The 16,933-nt window shown below is 63.4% G+C and carries 14 protein-coding genes and 1 tRNA gene; 9 read left to right on the top strand and 6 right to left on the bottom strand.

Annotated features, from left to right (window positions below; genetic code table 11):
* Positions 1-13 precede the first annotated feature (13 nt).
* Together ispD and ispF are read left to right on the top strand one after the other, a co-directional pair.
* Entirely contained in the window at positions 14-772 is a 759-nt protein-coding gene (gene ispD, locus ACCD03_RS13075; RefSeq protein WP_413411886.1) for a 2-C-methyl-D-erythritol 4-phosphate cytidylyltransferase, read from the top strand.
* The gene (gene ispF / locus ACCD03_RS13080) at positions 769-1,275 is read left to right on the top strand and encodes a 2-C-methyl-D-erythritol 2,4-cyclodiphosphate synthase (protein WP_045202941.1); all 507 of its coding nucleotides are present in this window, start codon (positions 769-771) and stop codon (positions 1,273-1,275) included. The genes ispD and ispF overlap by 4 nt, the downstream gene beginning before the upstream one ends.
* 81 nt (positions 1,276-1,356) lie before the next feature.
* Here the strand turns inward: ispF and ACCD03_RS13085 are convergent, their stop codons facing one another.
* The 4 genes from ACCD03_RS13085 to ompR all read right to left on the bottom strand — a co-directional run bounded on the left by ACCD03_RS13085 (position 1,357) and on the right by ompR (position 4,906).
* Entirely contained in the window at positions 1,357-1,878 is a 522-nt protein-coding gene (locus tag ACCD03_RS13085) for a carboxymuconolactone decarboxylase family protein (protein WP_413411888.1), read from the bottom strand.
* Positions 1,879-1,958: 80 nt separating this feature from the next.
* Complete coding sequence (locus ACCD03_RS13090; RefSeq protein WP_253539610.1) at positions 1,959-2,507, bottom strand: peroxiredoxin; 549 nt, start codon at positions 2,505-2,507, stop codon at positions 1,959-1,961.
* 281 nt (positions 2,508-2,788) lie between these two features.
* The gene (locus tag ACCD03_RS13095; protein WP_413411891.1) at positions 2,789-4,150 is read right to left on the bottom strand and encodes an ATP-binding protein; all 1,362 of its coding nucleotides are present in this window, start codon (positions 4,148-4,150) and stop codon (positions 2,789-2,791) included.
* 33 nt (positions 4,151-4,183) lie between these two features.
* Positions 4,184-4,906: a two-component system response regulator OmpR gene (gene ompR, locus ACCD03_RS13100; RefSeq protein ID WP_004627064.1), complete on the bottom strand. Its 723-nt coding sequence runs from the start codon at positions 4,904-4,906 to the stop codon at positions 4,184-4,186.
* A 220-nt stretch (positions 4,907-5,126) separates the two neighbouring features.
* Between ompR and ACCD03_RS13105 the strand changes: the two genes are divergently transcribed.
* The 4 genes from ACCD03_RS13105 (at position 5,127) to ACCD03_RS13120 (ending at position 10,811) form a co-directional block, all read left to right on the top strand.
* Complete coding sequence (locus ACCD03_RS13105; RefSeq protein WP_325652376.1) at positions 5,127-5,543, top strand: hypothetical protein; 417 nt, start codon at positions 5,127-5,129, stop codon at positions 5,541-5,543.
* 69 nt (positions 5,544-5,612) lie between these two features.
* Positions 5,613-7,238, top strand: a complete 1,626-nt coding sequence (locus tag ACCD03_RS13110; RefSeq protein WP_413411894.1) for a DUF1800 domain-containing protein — start codon at positions 5,613-5,615, stop codon at positions 7,236-7,238.
* A 25-nt stretch (positions 7,239-7,263) separates the two neighbouring features.
* Positions 7,264-8,448, top strand: a complete 1,185-nt coding sequence (locus tag ACCD03_RS13115; protein WP_413411896.1) for a DUF1501 domain-containing protein — start codon at positions 7,264-7,266, stop codon at positions 8,446-8,448.
* A 266-nt stretch (positions 8,449-8,714) separates the two neighbouring features.
* Complete coding sequence (locus ACCD03_RS13120; RefSeq protein WP_413411898.1) at positions 8,715-10,811, top strand: glycoside hydrolase family 28 protein; 2,097 nt, start codon at positions 8,715-8,717, stop codon at positions 10,809-10,811.
* Between the two features lie 6 nt (positions 10,812-10,817).
* Here the strand turns inward: ACCD03_RS13120 and hpnD are convergent, their stop codons facing one another.
* A complete protein-coding gene (hpnD, locus tag ACCD03_RS13125; RefSeq protein ID WP_413411900.1) occupies positions 10,818-11,651 on the bottom strand; it encodes a presqualene diphosphate synthase HpnD in 834 nt (277 codons plus the stop codon).
* Positions 11,652-11,837: 186 nt separating this feature from the next.
* Between hpnD and ACCD03_RS13130 the strand changes: the two genes are divergently transcribed.
* The 3 genes from ACCD03_RS13130 (at position 11,838) to ACCD03_RS13140 (ending at position 16,445) form a co-directional block, all read left to right on the top strand.
* Positions 11,838-13,046, top strand: coding sequence for an efflux RND transporter periplasmic adaptor subunit (locus tag ACCD03_RS13130; protein WP_253539598.1), 1,209 nt, complete (start codon positions 11,838-11,840; stop codon positions 13,044-13,046).
* A 42-nt stretch (positions 13,047-13,088) separates the two neighbouring features.
* Positions 13,089-16,208 (top strand): efflux RND transporter permease subunit, encoded by a 3,120-nt coding sequence (locus tag ACCD03_RS13135; RefSeq protein WP_413411902.1) that lies wholly within the window; start codon positions 13,089-13,091, stop codon positions 16,206-16,208.
* Between the two features lie 150 nt (positions 16,209-16,358).
* Positions 16,359-16,445: transfer RNA gene (locus ACCD03_RS13140), tRNA-Leu, on the top strand.
* A gap of 235 nt (positions 16,446-16,680) precedes the next feature.
* Here ACCD03_RS13140 and ACCD03_RS13145 read toward each other — a convergent pair.
* Positions 16,681-16,869, bottom strand: coding sequence for a CsbD family protein (locus ACCD03_RS13145; RefSeq protein ID WP_027681365.1), 189 nt, complete (start codon positions 16,867-16,869; stop codon positions 16,681-16,683).
* Positions 16,870-16,933 lie beyond the last annotated feature (64 nt).

Consider the following 16,933-nt stretch of genomic DNA (forward strand, 5'->3'; position numbering starts at 1 on the left):
ATTTCCGCCTGTCATGTCGATTTCCCTCCCCGGCCGACGCCGTTTTGCGCTGATTCCCTCGGCCGGCACCGGCTCGCGCGCCGGCGGCGATCTGCCTAAGCAATATCAGGTGATCGCCGGGCGGCCGATGCTGTGGCACACGGCTCAGGCGTTCTTGGCCAGCCCCGAAATCGATGCCGTGCTTGTGGTGACGACGCCCGGCGCACAGCCGCTTGTGCAGCGCTTTCCCGACGGCGGTTTCGACGCGCCGCAGCTTGTGGAGGTCGATTGCGGTGGCGATTCGCGCCACGCATCCGTCGCCCACGGGTTGGCGGCGTTGCGTGGTCTGGGTGCGCACGATGACGATTGGGTGCTCGTGCACGACGCGGCGCGCCCTGGCTTGACGCCCGCCCTGATCGCACGTTTGGTTGCGGCTGTAGAGGCCGAAGGCACGCAAGCTGCGGGGGGCATCCTTGCACTGCCCGTGGCTGACACGCTCAAACGTGCCGATGCAGCCCAGCACATCGGCGCGACCGTGCCGCGCGATGGCCTGTGGCAAGCGCAGACGCCGCAGATGTTTCCGCTTGGCCTGCTGGAGCGCGCCTTGCGGGAAGCGCTGTCGCAACATCGCATCGTCACCGACGAAGCCAGCGCGATTGAAGCCGCCAGCCATCCGCCGCTGCTTGTGCCGGGTGCGCTGCGCAACTTCAAAGTGACGTATCCCGACGATTTCGCGCTCGCCGAGGCCATCCTCGCGCAGAACGCACAACCCAACGAGGCACCGCAAGCATGAACTGGATGGACATCCGCATTGGCCAGGGCTACGACGTGCACGCGCTGGTGGAGGGCCGCAAGCTGATCCTGGGCGGCGTGGAGATTCCGCACACCCGCGGCCTGCTCGGCCACTCCGATGCTGACGCGCTGCTGCATGCGATTACCGACGCGTTGTTCGGCGCCGCCGGCCTGGGCGACATCGGCCGGCATTTTCCCGACACGGATCCGGCGTTTGCCGGCGCCGACAGCCGTGTGCTGCTGCGCGAAGCTGTGCGCCGCGTGCACAAGGCGGGCTATGCGGTCGGCAATGTCGACGCAACCGTCATTGCGCAGAAGCCGAAACTGGCGCCACATGTGCCAGGCATGGTCGCCAACCTCGCAGAGGACCTGGGCATCGCGCCCGAGCGGTGCAACGTCAAGGCCAAGACCAACGAGAAGCTTGGTTTTGAAGGCAAGGAGGAAGGTATCGTCGCGCAGGCCGTGGTGTTGATCTATCGCGCAGAAGCCGCCGATCAAGACTGAGTTCGCGTTGGTATGACGCCGAGGCAAACGGCAGCACCGCAGCGATCCGGGCTGCCGTTTTCGTTTGCGGAATCGGCGTAGCTATTCGGCCGCGATGACCTGCGCCGCTGCGTTGATCACGGCCGCGATGCGACCAACATCCCGCAATTGCTGCGCGCTCATCCCCTGGTGATTCTTCAGCAAGTCGTAGTGCGATTTAATGCAGAAATGACACTTCCCGATGATGGAAGCGGCCAGGGCATACATCTCAAAGCGGCGCTTGTCGACGCCGCCGTTGTTGGCGTAGGCGTTCATGCGCAATTCCGCCTTCTGCTGCGCAAGGTCGGAGTCGTCGGCCATCTCGACGTACGGATACCAGACGGTGTTCATGCCCATGAGGGCGGCGGCGGTCAGCGCGCCATTCACCTCCTCGGGCGAGAGCACGCCGGCATTGCGGATGGCGTCGGTCAGCACTTTGCTCTTCGTGGCGAAAGCGGCCGCCAACGCGACGCCCACCGCGTCATTGCCCTCCAGCGACGAGCGCGCGATTGTGCCATCCAGGTTCAGGCGGATGTCTTTGGCGTAGTCGGGAATCCGGCCCTTGATTGTCTGCAGAAATTCCATCGATTTCTCCTATCAGCGGCAGCGAAAAAATAAAGCCCGCGCAAGGGCGGGCTTCGGCTTCGGAGGGCGTTGCGTGGCCGTTACAGCGTCGCGCCGCCAACCGCGCGGTTACACGGGCACAGCTCGTCCGTCTGCAGACCGTCGAGAATGCGCAGCACTTCGTCAGGATTGCGGCCCACGTTCAGGTTGTTGACCGACACATGCTGGATCACGTTGTCCGGGTCGACGATGAAGGTGGCGCGCAACGCAACGCCGGCTTCGTGCTCGCGTACGCCAAGCTGGTCGACCAGCGCGCCGGTCGAATCCGCAAATGACCACTGATTCAGCTTGTTCAGATCTTTGTGCTCACGGCGCCATGCGAGCTTGACGAATTCATTGTCGGTCGAACCGCCGAGCACGATGGTGTCTCGATCGGCAAAGTCGTCGTTCAGTTTGGCGAAGGCAACGATTTCGGTGGGGCAGACAAAGGTGAAGTCCTTCGGATAGAAGAAGATGACTTTCCATTTGCCTGGGAACGAGGTCTCGGTGATGTCTTCAAACGCCGACTGGCCATTCTCCTCGTGATTGTTGAACCCGGGCTTGACGCCGACGACCTTGAACGGTTCGAGCTTGTCACCAATGGTCTTCATGAGCTTCTCCTGGAGTTGTGTGGCAATGGGTGCGGAACCCAAACGGGGACTTGCAGACACACGCTCACCGGCCGCCCGGGTCCGACGGGGGAATCGGACGGAGACGAAGAACGCGCAGGCGCGCAGCCTGGCGGCTGGAGTATTGGCGATGAACTCGAAACCGGCCAATTGATATTCTCAACGCCGGCCATAGTGCTGCCTGCCGCCGCACCTTATCGGCGGCGCATGACAGCGGTGGGAAGCAGGGGATATGCCCGAGGAGATCGAGGCCGGGTGCCGGATCAGGCGCGCGCGTAACACGCGCTCACGAGCAGCCCCGTCTCAGGCGGCGTGCGGTTCTCAAGAAGGAGGCAGCCGCCGCTGCGCTGCAAGATGCGATTGACGATCGACATGCCGAGCCCGGCGCCCTTGGCTTCGCTGCGTGCCGATTCAAGGCGGTAGAACGGCCGTGTGAGCAGCGCAAGCTGATCCGTTGGCACACCCGCACCGCGATCGGCTACGCACAATACAACTTCGTTGCCTTGCAGGAACGTGCTGACGGTGATCTCGGCGCGGTTCGTGCCGGGGGTCTTGCCGTAGCGTCGTGCGTTTTCGATCAGGTTGTCGAGAATGCGCTGCGTTTCCATGCGGTTGCAGCGGGCGATGGCCTCGGGCGCGAGCTTGAGCGTCAGGTCGATATCGTCGTGTGCGGAGTAGACGGGCGCCGTGTCGCGCACGAGTTCGGTCAGGTCCACGTCTTCGAGCATCTCGCCGCTGGGGCGCGCGTAGTCCAGGAACTGGCCGATGATCGCGTCCATCTGTTCGATGTCGGCCACCATCAGTTCGCGCGTTTGCTCGTCGACGGGGCTCATCTCCGTTTCCAGGCGCAGGCGCGTAAGCGGAGTGCGCAGGTCGTGGGAGATGCCGGCCAGCATGACGGCGCGATCGGCCTCAAGCTGTTTGAGGTCGCGCACCATCTGGTTGAAGCTGTGATTCGCCTGCGCCACTTCGGTGCCGCCGCCTTCGGGCAGGGACTTCGGATCGTCGCCCGCACTGATGGCGCGCGCCGTATCGGCCAGGCGCTTGAGCGGCTGGTTCACGCGTGACGTAATGAACGCTGCGCCAAGCACCGACAGCACCAGCGCTGCCATCGACCACCACAGCCACTGCAACCCAGGCACGTGCTCGAAACGGTCGGGGCTGATGGCGACCCAATAGTCGTCGCCCTCGATCTGGAAGCTCACCCACACACCGGGGATGTCATTGACGGCCGTGGCGATTACCGCGTCGGCGCCGAGCCGGTTGCGGATTTCCTGTTGGACGAGCTGTGTCAGATACGGGTTGGTGTGCGGCTCGCGGTATTCGTCTTCCTTCTCGCGCGGGTAGACCTTGATGCCCTCGTTCTGCACCAGATCGAGCAGCAGGAAGCGGCGTCGCGACGGATCGGAATACAGCAGCGCGGCCCGCGTGAGCTTGACCACGCTGACCACCTGCATGGCGATCTGCTGCGCGCGCGGTTCGCGCTCGAAAATACGGAAGCTCTGGAACCACACGCCCAGAGAGATCGCGATGAGCAATGCGATCAGCATGAAGGTTCGCCAGAACAGCGAACCAAACACACTGATCAGCAGACGCCGCAACGCGGCCGGACGCGGAATGCGCAAGTCGGATGCGGAAAAGAAGGGTTGCTCGGATGCTTACTTGGCGCCGTCGGGAATGAACACGTAGCCCAGGCCCCACACGGTTTGAATGAAGCGGGGGTTGCTGGCGTCCGGTTCGATCAGCTTGCGCAGGCGCGAAATCTGCACGTCCAGGCTGCGGTCGAACACTTCGTATTCACGGCCGCGCGCCATTTCCATCAGCTTTTCGCGCGATAGGGGTTGGCGCGGATGGCGTGCAAACACCTTCAGCACGGAGAATTCACCCGTTGTGAGGGTGATCTCTTCGTCGTTTTTCTTGAGCGTGCGCGTGGCCAGATTGAGCACGAAATCGCCAAAGGCGAAGGTTTCAGGCGTCTCAGACGGCGCACCGGGAATCTCCGCCGGACCGCGGCGGCGCAACACGGCGTGGATGCGCGCGATCAGCTCACGGGGGTTGAATGGCTTGGGCAGGTAATCGTCCGCGCCCATTTCGAGGCCGACAATGCGGTCTACGTCTTCGCCCTTGGCGGTGAGCATGATGATCGGCGTCTGATCGTTTGCGCCGCGCAGGCGACGGCAGATCGACAGGCCGTCTTCACCCGGCATCATCAGGTCGAGCACGAGCAGATCGAAGCGCTCGCGCAGCCAGAGTTTGTTCATGGCCGTGGCGTTTTCTGCCACCAGCACGGTGAAGCCCTGTTCCCCGAGGTAACGGCGCAGCAAATCGCGCAGGCGGGGGTCGTCGTCGACGACGAGAATCTTTTGACCGGAATTTTCCATGGCGCTAATGGTAACGACAAAAACATGGGCCCAATGGACAACAGAAGGCAGGAAAAGCCCAATTGAAACAGACGGTTACATTATTTACCGAGTCACGCGAACAGTCTGTAGGACGCGCAGCTACACTGCTCAGGCAGTTCCTCGCAACGGTCTGGGGTCTGTCGACCCCCGCGGAGGGGACTGGCGTGCAATGCGGTTGCCTGTTATCGATTGTCGCGCAATGATGCATGGCGCATCGGTTTCCAGCAACAAAGACGTGGCTTCTCAACTTCCTTTTTCGAAACGCTCGGTGATGTCTCGGCGGCGCGCGGCGCTGTTGACCTGTGTTCTTGCCCTCTGTGCGGCCGGCTCGCAGGCGCACGCGCGTGGCGAACGCGGTGGCTTTGGCGGATTCGGCGGCTTCTTCGGCGGCGGGCATGCGATGCACGCCGGCGCGCCTGATAAGAAGGGTGGACAGGGTCCGGCGCGCGGCCGCGGGGGCGAGGAACGTAGCCGCCGAGCCGCTGCGATGGAAAACCGCCGTGGAGAGAATGCCGATCGTGGGGCTCCGCAACGCAAGCTGTCTCCCGAGGAACGCAAGCAATTGCGTCAGAACATCTATGACGTCACGCGGGATATCTACCACCGTGGCGGCTAGGTAAGGGCCGAGGAAAGGCGCGCGAGTCGCTGTCCCGGCGAGGCAGTAGGGTCGTTTCGGGGGACCGACATGCGAATCCGTAGCACCACGATCTTCTTGGCGCTGGCAACCGCCGGCGCGCTTTCACTGCAGACTGCGCATGCGGCAACGCAGGACAAGCCGCATCGCCATACCACGCAAGCCAAGGCGTCCGCCGCCGATGAGCAGCGCCTGGACCGCGACGATGCGCGCTATTTTCTCACCCGCATCGGCTTTGCGCCTTCCGAGAGTGAACTCGATGCCTACGCTGGGCTCACGCACCGCGAAGCTGTCGACCGCGTTCTTGCTCAAACGGGCACCGTTGCCACACAGACGCCGCCAGCTTGGGTGAACGATCCGATCATCCCGTACAACAAGCTGCCGGACGAAGACGCCCGCAAGGCGGCACGCCAGAAGAACGCCGCGCACGAGCTGGAACTGCGCGCGTGGTGGATGGGCGAGATGATCAAGACGCCATCGCCGCTGACCGAGCGCATGACGCTGTTCTGGCACAACCACTTCGTTTCCAGTTCGCAGAAGGTGCCGTTCGCGCAGTTGATGTATCGGCAAAACGTGCTGCTGCGCCAGAACGCCGTGGGCAACTTCGGCACGATGCTGCACGCCATCGGCAAAGACCCGGCGATGTTGATTTACCTGGACGGGGCCGAAAGCCGCAAGGGCAAGCCGAACGAGAACTTCGCGCGTGAGGTGATGGAGCTGTTCACGTTGGGCGAGGGCCATTACACCGAGCAGGACATCAAGGAAGCCGCGCGCACCTATACGGGCTGGAGCATCGACCGCGAGCACGATTTCGCCTACGTCTGGCGGCCGCAGATTCACGACACGGGCGTGAAGACGGTGTTTGGCCAGAGTGGCGATTACGACGGCGACCAGATGCTCGACATCCTGCTGTCTCGCCCCGAGACGGCCAACTTCATCGTCACCAAGCTGTGGCACGAGTTCGTTTCGCCGGACGTGGATGCGGCACAGGCGCAGCGCGTGGCCGATGCGTTCCGGGCAAGCGGCTACGACATCAAGGTGGCGTTGCGCGAGCTGTTCTTGACGCCGGCGTTTTGGGCGCCGCAATCGCACGCGACGCTGGTGAAGTCGCCGGTGGAGATGATCGTCGGCACGCTCAAGCAGTTCAACGTGCAGTACACCGACCCGACGCCGTTTGCTATCAAGTCCGCGCAGCTCGGGCAGAACCTGCTGGCACCGCCCAACGTGAAGGGCTGGCCCGGCGGGGATGCTTGGATCAACTCGACCACGCTGTTGGGGCGCAAGCAGTTTCTTGATCAACTGTTCCGCTCGACGGAGATGAAGGCGCCCCCGGCCAAGCAACAGGCGCAACAGCAGAAGCCCGGCATGATGGTGGCGGCCATGCGCGAAGACCTGAAGCAGGGCGGCACCGTGCAGGGCCTGGGCCAGGCGCTCAAGGGCATGGGGCAGGAAGGCCGCTTCAAGCTGGCGCAGTCGCAGACGATGGTGTCGTTCAACTCGGCCAAGTGGCTCGCGCAGTTCGGTGCGGACGGAGATGAGCCGCCGCAACTTGCACCGCGCATCTCAATCCAGCGCGCGGTGTTGCCGATCGAGCCGACCGCGCCCATTCCCGTCAAGCTGGCCGGTACGGCATACCTGCGCACGCTGATGATGGACCCGGCGTACCAGTTGAAGTAACGCCACCGCTGCAGGAGCACACATCATGGAACGTCGCGATTTTCTGAAGGCGGGCGCCATGCTCGGCATGGGTGGCGCAGTGCCGGGGATTGTCTTTGCACAAGGGCAAGACAAGCGCAAGGGCTACGGCAACCTGCTCATCCTCATTGAACTCAAGGGCGGCAACGACGGGCTGAACACCGTGGTGCCGTACACGAGCGCGCAGTACTACGCGCTGCGCCCGCGCATCGCCATCAAGCGGGAGCAGGTGCTGCAGCTGGACGACCGCTACGGCCTGCATCCGTCTTTGCAGGCGATGATGCCGCTGTGGCAGGCGGGTGAATTGTCGGTGGTGCAGGGGCTGTCGTATCCGCAGCCGAATCTTTCGCACTTTCGCTCGATCGAGATCTGGGACACCGCCTCGCGCTCCGATCAATACCTGCGCGAAGGCTGGTTGACGCGTGCGTTTGCCGCGCGGCCCGTGCCGCCATCGTTCGGCGCCGATGGCGTGATCATCGGCAGCGCGGATCTTGGCCCCCTCGACGGCGGCGCACGTGCCGTCGCGCTGGCCAATCCCGATGCGTTCCTCAACGAAGCCAAGCTCGCGATGCCTTCCCACGCGATGGGCAACGCCACGCTCGCGCACGTGCTGAAGGTCGAGGCGGACATTGTCAAAGCCGCCGACGGGCTGCGTCCAAAGTCCGGTAAGTTTGCGTTCCACACGCACTTTCCCGACGGCGGGTTCGGCAACTCGATCAAGGCGGCGATGCAGGTGGTGGCGGCGCCAGGCCATGGCGGTGCGGATGTTGCCGTGGTGTGCCTGTCGCTCGGCAGCTTCGATACGCATACCAATCAGCAGGGCACGCAGGCGAACTTGCTGCGCCAGTTGGGTGAGGGCATGGCTTCGCTCAAGAGCGCGTTGACGGAGCTGGGCCGCTGGAACGACACGCTGATCGTGACGTATTCCGAGTTCGGCCGCCGCCCGCGTGAGAACCTGAACAACGGTACGGATCACGGCACGGCTGCCGCGCATTTCGTGGCCGGTGGCCGCGTAAAGGGCGGTCTGGCCGGGCAGGGGCCGGTGCTGGAACGCCTGGACGGCGGCGGCAATCTCGACCCGTCGGTCGATTTCCGCTCGCTTTACGCCACGGTGCTGGAGCGCTGGTGGGGGATGGATTCCCAATCGGTGCTGGCGGGCCGGTTTGCGCCGCTGGATCTCATCAAAGCCTGAGCTACGCCTTTCGGGCGGGCAGATTGCCTCTCTGCAGGCGTTAAGCCCGCCCAACTCCAACGATCTTCTCTAAGGGGTTTCGCACTTGCCACGGCAACGCGCGGGAAAACCCTGCCTTGACCATTGATATATCAATAAATAGATTCTGATATATCAAAAAGGCGTGTGTCGACCAGATTGGCGGCCACAAAAACAATGAGGAGATCTTCGTGAGTGCATTGCAGACAATGAAAAAGCGGCGCCGACAATCGGCTGGCTTGATAGCGATGCTGGTTGCAACGGCAATCGGGCTGGCGGCATGCGGCGGCGGCGATGCGACATCGTCGAACACATCGGGCGCCGGCACCGGCAGCCCCGCAGCCGCCGTCTTCCAGGTCGGCACGGCAACCACCGATGCGAACCTGCCGCCCGAGCCAACGCTGCCGACCGATGCGCAGGTCTGCGCGACGCTGCAGGCGAGCAATTCACTCGTGAGCCGGCCGGACGGTGCGCTGCCGCCGGAGGCTGATCCCTCGACAGTTGGCGTGGGTGTTGCAGTGACGACGGCGAAGGCGAACCCAGACCAGGCACGCATCCAGGCCGCGCTCGATGCGTGCGGTGCGTCGGTCGACGCGGAAGTCGGTGCAACCATCGCCGCGGCGGATGCGACTGCCACGGCTGCACAGACGGCGGCTGCAGTTCCCAACGTCAACATCGCCGGTGCGACTGGCGAAGAGCTTGCGAAATCGCAGTACCGCGCGTCCAAGTTTGCCGTGCGTCTTGTTGTGAACCCGAGCGGTCCGGGCAACGCCTTCATCAGCGGCCCGCTGACATTGCCCTCGGGTGTGACGTTGTGGATCGACAAGGGCGTCACGCTGTATGCGTCGCGCGACGTCATGGCGTATTCGCCTAACGCGGCAGGGCCGTACTGCGGCAACACGGCCGTCAGCGCGACAAAGGCTGGTAGCTCCAGCAACTGCACGGCGCTGATCACCGGCACGAATATCGTGAACTCCGCCGTTGTTGGCGATGGGCGGATCGATGGCCGAGGCTACGCAGAAATCGTCACGTCGAATGCGAAGTACCCGCTGATGAAGGTCGACCTGACCTGCTCGAACACGTATGCCGCGTATAAGACCGGCACCGTAGCGGCTGACGGTACGCCTTGCGACAACGGCGGCACGCTGGTCGATTCAAAATCGCCGGCGCGCAACATGACGTGGTGGGATCTGGCCTATCTCGGCAACATGGTCGACAACGGCACGACGGGCGTCGGATCGCAGTCGAACTTCCGCCTGATGGTCTTCAACTATGCGAAGAACCTCACGCTGTATCGCGTCACGCTGAGCAACAGCCCGAACTTTCACGTCGTTCCCAGTGGCGTCGATGGCCTCACTGTCTGGGGTGTGAAGGTGCAGACGCCCAACCTTGCCGCGTTTGCGAATCCGGCCGGCAACGGCAACCCGCTGTACACCGGTGCGACGTTCACGCGCGACAACGTGAAGAACACGGACGCGTTTGATCCGGGTTCGGCCTCGAAGGCGATCTCGGGCAAGTTGTCGACCGGCAGCACGACAACATCAGCCGGGCCCATCTCGTTTGATGGCTACCTGAAGAACTTCGTGTTTGCCTACAACTACGTCAGCACCGGTGACGACGACATCGCGCTCAAGGGAAGCGCCAACCCGTCGCCGGCCGGCTCGGGCCTGTTCGGCGTGGATGGCAACCGTGGTGTGCGATCAGACCGCAAATACGGCATCGTGATCGCGCACAACCATATCTACTGGGGCCACGGCATCTCGATCGGCAGCGAAACGAATGCCGGCGTGACGAACGTGCAGGTCTACGACAACGCGTTCTGGAATTCGGAAGAGGGCCTGCGCATCAAATCGGACTACGCGCGCGGCGGCGAAGTCAGCAACATCCAATACGCCAACATCTGCATTCGAGATGCGACGAACGCGCTGCTGTTCACGCCGTACTACAGCACGAAGGCCGTGCCGTCGGGCGGGCCGCTGTATCCGAATTTCCACGATATTTCGCTGAACAACGTGGTCATTCAGGGCAGCGCGGGGGTGAAGTTGCAGGGCTTTGAAGCGAACACCGGTGGATATGGCGAGCCGGCATTCCCGCTCGGGATGTCGCTGACCAACGTGATTGCCGATACGCCAGCCAGCATTGCGGTGACGTCGTCGGACGCCAACCTGACGCTCAGCAACACGAACCTGCCGCTGTTCCCATCGACGGCAAATCGCGTGGCATTGACGGGCAGCCCAACGCAGTCGATCGATCCGAGCCAGTACCTTGATTGCTCGAAGGCGTACGTGGACTTTCCGGGGATCGATCAGTCGAGCATTTTTGGCACGACCTGGGCTTCGCAATAAGGCGCGTCAGGCGCGGATCTGCGTCTTCCAGGCCAGCCACAGCTTGCGCAGCGGCGTCAGGTCCGTCCGCTGCGTGAGCACCTGAAAGCCGTCGGCTTCCACCTCGTCGAGCAGGCGCATAGCCAGCACGCCGCGAATCAGCGCCGAACGCTGGGCGCGGCGATCCTCTGCCGGCAGCGCGGCCAGTGCTTCCTTGTACGTTGCGCGGGCACGCTCGGCCTGAAACACCATCAACGGCTTGAAGCCTTCCGCATACCGGCGGTTGAACAGATCGGCGGCCGGTACGTTGAAGCGCTGCAGTTCGTCCACGGGGATATAGACGCGGTTGTGGCGCACGTCTTCGCCCAGGTTCCGGACGAAATGGACGAGCTGCTCGGCCAGCGCCATCAGCCGCGCGAATTCAAGCGTGCGCGCATGCGTTTGTCCGGCAATGCGAGCCGTCAGCCGACCTGCCACGCCAGCCACTTGATCGCCGTGGCGACGCAGGTTGGGCCAATCCAGATAGCGGTTCTGCATGGCATCGGCCTCGACGCCGGCCAGTAATTCACCCAGATGCACGGCGCCGATATCGTAGTGGGCCAGATGCGGCTGCAATGCCTTGGCCGCAGGGTGCTCAGGGCGGCAGTCAAACAGCCGCGCCAGTTCTTGCCGCCACCACTGCAGCTTCGATTGCACGACCGCCGGATCGCTCGCATCGCGCACGGCGTCTTCCAGCTCGCGGCGCACGGCTTCCAGGGCGATAGTCGCGCGGCGGCGTTCGGGGGCCAGAAACAATACGCTGTAGTACACGTCGCTGCCGGGCGGGGCCGCTTTGTCGGCGCAGTAATCGTCGGGGGTCACGGAAAGGGCCGTCGTGGTGAGGTTTGAAGCAGGGCGGCCATTCTACAGTGCGTTGCAGTGCAGCATGCCGTAAAGCCTTGCCCGCACCCTCGCCACGAAAAGTCAATCAGACGCGGCCGTGTCGTTGACCCTGCGCATTGCCGTGGGTATATTACTGACCGGTCAGTTATTTACTGAGAGCGTGTCATGCCAGCGTTGCGTTTGCCGTACCCGCATTCCGACTCCACCGGTTTCTCCGACACGCGGTCTCGGCCGCGCAGGCGTTCATTGCCGATGACGACATCGGCCGCCTTGTTGATCGGCGTGGCGCTGCTGGCCGGATGCAGCAAGGAGGCCCCCAAGGCGCCCGAAGTGCGCCCCGTGCGCACCATGACCGTCACCAGCGAGCAGGGCGCCGGCACGGCGGAGTTCTCAGGCGACGTACGCCCACGCATTGAATCGCGCCTGGGCTTCCGCGTGCCGGGCAAAATCATCGTCCGTCTGGTGGACGTGGGCGCCACCGTCAAGAAAGGCCAGGTGCTCGCGCGGCTGGACCCGACCGATCTGGCCCTCGCCCAGCAATCGTCCCAGGCGCAGTTGTCCGCCGCCAAGACTGACCGTGATCTGGCTGCGGCGGATCTCAAGCGCTATTCCGAGCTGTTCGCCAAGGGCTTCATCAGCGCTGCCGAACAGCAACGCCATCAAGCCAACTATGACGCCGCACAAGCCCGCTACGAGCAAGCCGGGGCCGGCTATCGCAACCAGGTGAATCAAGCCGGATATGCCACGCTTGAAGCCGACGCCGATGGCGTGGTGACGGGCGTCGACGCCGAAGTCGGGCAGGTGGTGTCCGCCGGCCAGCCGGTCGTGCGCGTGGCGCAGACGGCCGAGAAGGAAGTCGTGGTTGGCATCCCTGAGGATCAGGTTGATACGCTGCGCAAATCGCCCGAGGTGAGCGTCAAGTTGTGGGCCGATCAGTCGCGCAGCATTCCGGCCAAGGTACGCGAGATTGCTCCGTCGGCCGACCCGCTCACGCGCACGTATACCGTGAAGATTTCGGTACCGAATCCGCCGCCTGAACTGAGGCTCGGCATGACGGCAGTGGCCACGTTTGTGCGGCCCGGCGGTGGCGCAGACAGCGGAGGCATGGGCGTGCGCGTGCCGATCAGCGCGCTGCTGCAGGATCAAGGCAAGAACGTGGTGTGGCTGTACGACGCCGCATCGCAAACGGTAAAGCCCGTGCCGGTGACGGTGGGCGCGCCGCGCGACAACGTGCTGCTGGTGACAAGCGGGCTTCAGCCCGGCCAGACCATCGTGACCGCTGGCGTGCACCTGCTCAAGGCCGGCCAGAAGGTGATGCCGATGGCGCCGGCCGATCAGCCGTCGGCGCAGTCCGCCATCACGCCGCGCCGGTAAGCCGCATCCGGCTTCCGCCCCAACACGCCAACCTTCGCGCGTATGGAACACTCCCGTTTCAATCTGTCACGCTGGGCGCTTGAACATCAACCGCTCACGCGCTTCCTGCTGGTGGCGCTGTTGCTCGGCGGCATCTTTGCGTATTCCAAGCTGGGGCAGGATGAAGATCCGCCCTTCACCTTCCGCGCGATGGTCGTGCAGGCCTTCTGGCCCGGCGCCACGGCCGAGCAGATGTCGCGCCAGGTGACCGACAAGATCGAGAAGGCGCTGCAGGAAGTGCCGTACGCCTGGAAGATCCGCAGCTACTCCAAGCCCGGAGAAACGCTCGTAACCTTCCAGCTGGCTGACACGTCGCCCGCCAAGGAAACGCAGCAGCTCTGGTACACCGTGCGCAAGAAGGTGGGCGATATCGCGCCCTCGTTGCCGCAGGGCGTGCGCGGGCCGTATTTCAACGATGATTTCGGCGACGTGTATGGCTCGATCTATGCGCTGTCCGCCGATGGCTTTACATACCGGCAGCTGAACGACTATGCCGACGCGATCCGCCAGCAACTGCTGCGCGTGCCCAACGTCGCCAAGGTCGAATTGCTGGGCGACCAGGACGAAAAGATCTACATCGAGTTCCAGCAGGCCAAGCTGGCGCAGATGGGGATGGACATCAACAGCATCGCCACGCAGATCAGCCAGCAGAACAACATCGGCCCCAGCGGCGTGCTGGTCACGCCCACCGACAACGTGCAGATTCGCCTCTCAGGCCAGTTCTCGGATATCCGCGATCTGGAGAACCTGACGCTGCGCGGCCCCGGCGGCACGACAAACATTCGTCTGGGCGACATCGCTACGGTCAAGCACGGTTACGTGGACCCGCCGCACGCCAAGATGCGCTTCAACGGCAAGGAGGTGATCGGCCTGGGCATCTCGATGACCAAGGGCGGCGACATCATCCAGCTCGGCAAGGACTTGCGCGCGACGGTCGACAAGATCCGCGCGAAGCTGCCCGTGGGCGTTGAGATGGAGCAGGTGCAGAACCAGCCGAAATCGGTGCAGAGCTCCGTGGGCGAATTCGTGCATGTGCTGATCGAGGCCGTGGTGATCGTGCTGGGCGTGAGTTTCCTCTCGCTGGGTCTTCACACCAAGCCCAAGCTGCGCATTGACGTGTGGCCGGGCCTGGTGGTGGGCCTGACGATCCCGCTGGTGTTGGCGGTGACGTTCCTGTTCATGAACATCTTCGACATCGGGCTGCACAAGATTTCGTTGGGCGCGCTGATCATCGCGCTGGGCCTGCTGGTGGACGACGCGATCATCGCGGTGGAAATGATGGTGCGCAAGCTGGAAGAAGGCTTCTCCAAGATGGAGGCGGCCACCTTCGCGTACACCTCGACCGCCATGCCGATGCTGACCGGCACGCTCATCACCGCCACGGGTTTCCTGCCGGTGGGGCTCGCGCGCTCGACGGTGGGCGAATACACGTTCGGCATTTTTGCCGTGACGGCATTGGCGCTGGTGCTGTCGTGGTTTGCGGCGGTGGTGTTTGTGCCGTACCTCGGCTTCCTGCTGCTGCGGACCAAATCGCATGTGGAAGGCGGTGGCCATCACGAACTGTTCGACACGCCGTTCTACAACCGCTTCCGCGGCTGGGTGAACTGGTGCGTGGAGTACCGCAAGACCGTGATCGTCATCACGCTGGTGGCGTTTGGCCTCGGCGTGTTCGGCTTCAAGTATGTCGAGAAGCAGTTCTTCCCCGATTCCAGCCGCCCGGAGCTGATGGTGGAACTGTGGTTGCCGGAAGGCTCCAGCTTCAACCAGACCGAAACCGAAGCCAAACGCTTTGAGGCGCTGATGCGCAAGGAGCAGAACGTTGGCAGCGTTACGCTGTTCATCGGCTCCGGCGCGCCGCGCTTCTATCTGCCGCTGGACCAGATTCTTCCGCAGACCAACGTGGCGCAAGCCATCGTGATGCCCACTTCGCTGGAGGCGCGTGAGGGTGTGCGGCAACACGTCATCGGATTGCTGAAGTCGCAATTCCCGCATCTGCGTGGCCGCGTGAAGCTGCTGCCGAACGGGCCGCCGGTGCCGTATCCGGTGCAGTTCCGCGTGATGGGCCCTGATATTGGCGGGGTGCGCAAGATTGCCGATCAGGTCAAGGCCATCATGAGCGCCAACCCGAACACGGTCGGCGTGAACGACAACTGGAACGAGAACGTCAAGGTGCTGCGCCTGGACATCGATCAGGACAAGGCCCGCGCGCTGGGTGTGTCGACTGGGTCCATCTCGCAGGTCACGCAGACGGTGATGTCTGGCGCGCCCATCGCCCAATACCGCGACGGGGATAAGCTGCTCGACATCGTGATGCGTCCGCAGGAGGACGAGCGCAATACGCTCGACGCCCTGCAGCGTGTGCAAGTCCCGACCAGCAGTGGCCGTACGGTGCCCCTGACGCAAGTGGCGCGAGTTGGCTTTGCGTGGGAACCCGGTGTGATCTGGCGCGAGAACCGCGACTACGGCATCACCGTGCAGTCCGACGTGGTGGACGGTGTGCAGGGCCCGACCGTGACGGCGCAGATCAACCCGCTGCTCGACAAGATTCGCGCTGACTTGCCGCCGGACTATCAGATCAAGATTGCTGGCGCGGAAGAGGAGAGTGCCAACGCGGGTGCGTCCATCGCTGCGCAGATGCCGCTGTGCATCTTCATCATCTTCACGCTGCTGATGCTGCAGCTGCACAGCTTCTCGCGCTCGGTGATGGTGTTCCTGACCGGTCCGCTGGGGTTGATTGGTGCGGCAGCCACGTTGCTGCTGCTGCGGGCGCCGATGGGCTTTGTCGCGCAGCTCGGCATTACCGCGTTGATGGGGATGATCATCCGTAACTCGGTCATTCTGGTGGACCAGATCGAGCAGGACGTGGCGGCCGGCGTGCCAACGTGGAATGCCATTGTCGAGGCGGCAGTGCGACGCTTCCGTCCGATCATCCTGACCGCGGCGGCGGCGGTGCTGGCAATGATTCCGCTGTCGCGCAGCGTGTTCTGGGGCCCCATGGCCGCCGCCATCATGGGCGGGCTGATCATCGCCACGGTGTTGACGCTGCTGTTCCTGCCGGCACTCTATGCGGCGTGGTTCCGCGTTAAGCGGCCCGAGGCGGAGGCGGCTGCGCCGGCAGCCTGACGTTTGCGTTCTTGGAGCAGGTGCCAGGGAGGGGACTCGAGCCCCTCCACCAAGCCACGCAGCGCGGGGGATGGAAACCCCCGAGCGACTGCGATATAATCGCGGGCTTCCTTTCCGGCGCTCCTGCTCAGGGGCGCCGCGATCCATCCGGCGAGGGTGGCGAAATTGGTAGACGCACCAGGTTTAGGTCCTGACGCCAGCAATGGTGTAGGGGTTCGAGTCCCCTCCCTCGCACCAAAACTCCCTTTGAAGATCAACGACTTAGATTTTTAGATCAATAAAAATCTAGCCGTTCTCTTGTCAGATTTACGCGCGGTTTGCCTGCATCTTGGATGCGAGACCGTGGGCAGTTGCGCGTGCGACGTCCGAATATCTGCTCCGCTGCGAGCGGAAAAAAAAGGGCGACCAACCGGTCGCCCTTTCTTTTCGCAATGCGCATCAGCGCCAGGATGCTGTGCCGATGCATGCCGGGTTAACGGGACTTCTTTGCAATGTCCTTCGCCGCTTCCTTGACGTCGCCCGCATCCTTGCGCGCTTGACCACCGGCCTGCTGAAGGTCGCCCTTCAATTCCCGCGCAGGATTGTTCGTCGCTTTACCCACGGCCTCGTTTACCTTGCCCTTCATTTTCTCGACAGTACCTTTCACTTGATCCTTGTTCATGATCCGCTCCTTTGAAAATGCGCCCTTGCGCACTGCGGAGTGGTAGCAGCTGGCGTGCCCGGCG

Origin of the sequence: Ralstonia sp. Ralssp135, assembly GCF_047304345.1 — a bacterium.
Lineage (GTDB): Bacteria > Pseudomonadota > Gammaproteobacteria > Burkholderiales > Burkholderiaceae > Ralstonia > Ralstonia chuxiongensis.

What these genes read in the sequence shown, in the direction of transcription:
- ispD (WP_413411886.1), top strand. Translation starts at nt 14, where the DNA reads ATGTCGATTTCCCTCCCCGGCCGACGCCGTTTTGCGCTGATTCCCTCG.
- ispF (WP_045202941.1), top strand. Translation starts at nt 769, where the DNA reads ATGAACTGGATGGACATCCGCATTGGCCAGGGCTACGACGTGCACGCG.
- ACCD03_RS13085 (WP_413411888.1), bottom strand. Translation starts at nt 1,878, where the DNA reads ATGGAATTTCTGCAGACAATCAAGGGCCGGATTCCCGACTACGCCAAA.
- ACCD03_RS13090 (WP_253539610.1), bottom strand. Translation starts at nt 2,507, where the DNA reads ATGAAGACCATTGGTGACAAGCTCGAACCGTTCAAGGTCGTCGGCGTC.
- ompR (WP_004627064.1), bottom strand. Translation starts at nt 4,906, where the DNA reads ATGGAAAATTCCGGTCAAAAGATTCTCGTCGTCGACGACGACCCCCGC.
- ACCD03_RS13105 (WP_325652376.1), top strand. Translation starts at nt 5,127, where the DNA reads ATGATGCATGGCGCATCGGTTTCCAGCAACAAAGACGTGGCTTCTCAA.
- ACCD03_RS13110 (WP_413411894.1), top strand. Translation starts at nt 5,613, where the DNA reads ATGCGAATCCGTAGCACCACGATCTTCTTGGCGCTGGCAACCGCCGGC.
- ACCD03_RS13115 (WP_413411896.1), top strand. Translation starts at nt 7,264, where the DNA reads ATGGAACGTCGCGATTTTCTGAAGGCGGGCGCCATGCTCGGCATGGGT.
- ACCD03_RS13120 (WP_413411898.1), top strand. Translation starts at nt 8,715, where the DNA reads ATGCTGGTTGCAACGGCAATCGGGCTGGCGGCATGCGGCGGCGGCGAT.
- ACCD03_RS13130 (WP_253539598.1), top strand. Translation starts at nt 11,838, where the DNA reads ATGCCAGCGTTGCGTTTGCCGTACCCGCATTCCGACTCCACCGGTTTC.
- ACCD03_RS13135 (WP_413411902.1), top strand. Translation starts at nt 13,089, where the DNA reads ATGGAACACTCCCGTTTCAATCTGTCACGCTGGGCGCTTGAACATCAA.
- ACCD03_RS13145 (WP_027681365.1), bottom strand. Translation starts at nt 16,869, where the DNA reads ATGAACAAGGATCAAGTGAAAGGTACTGTCGAGAAAATGAAGGGCAAG.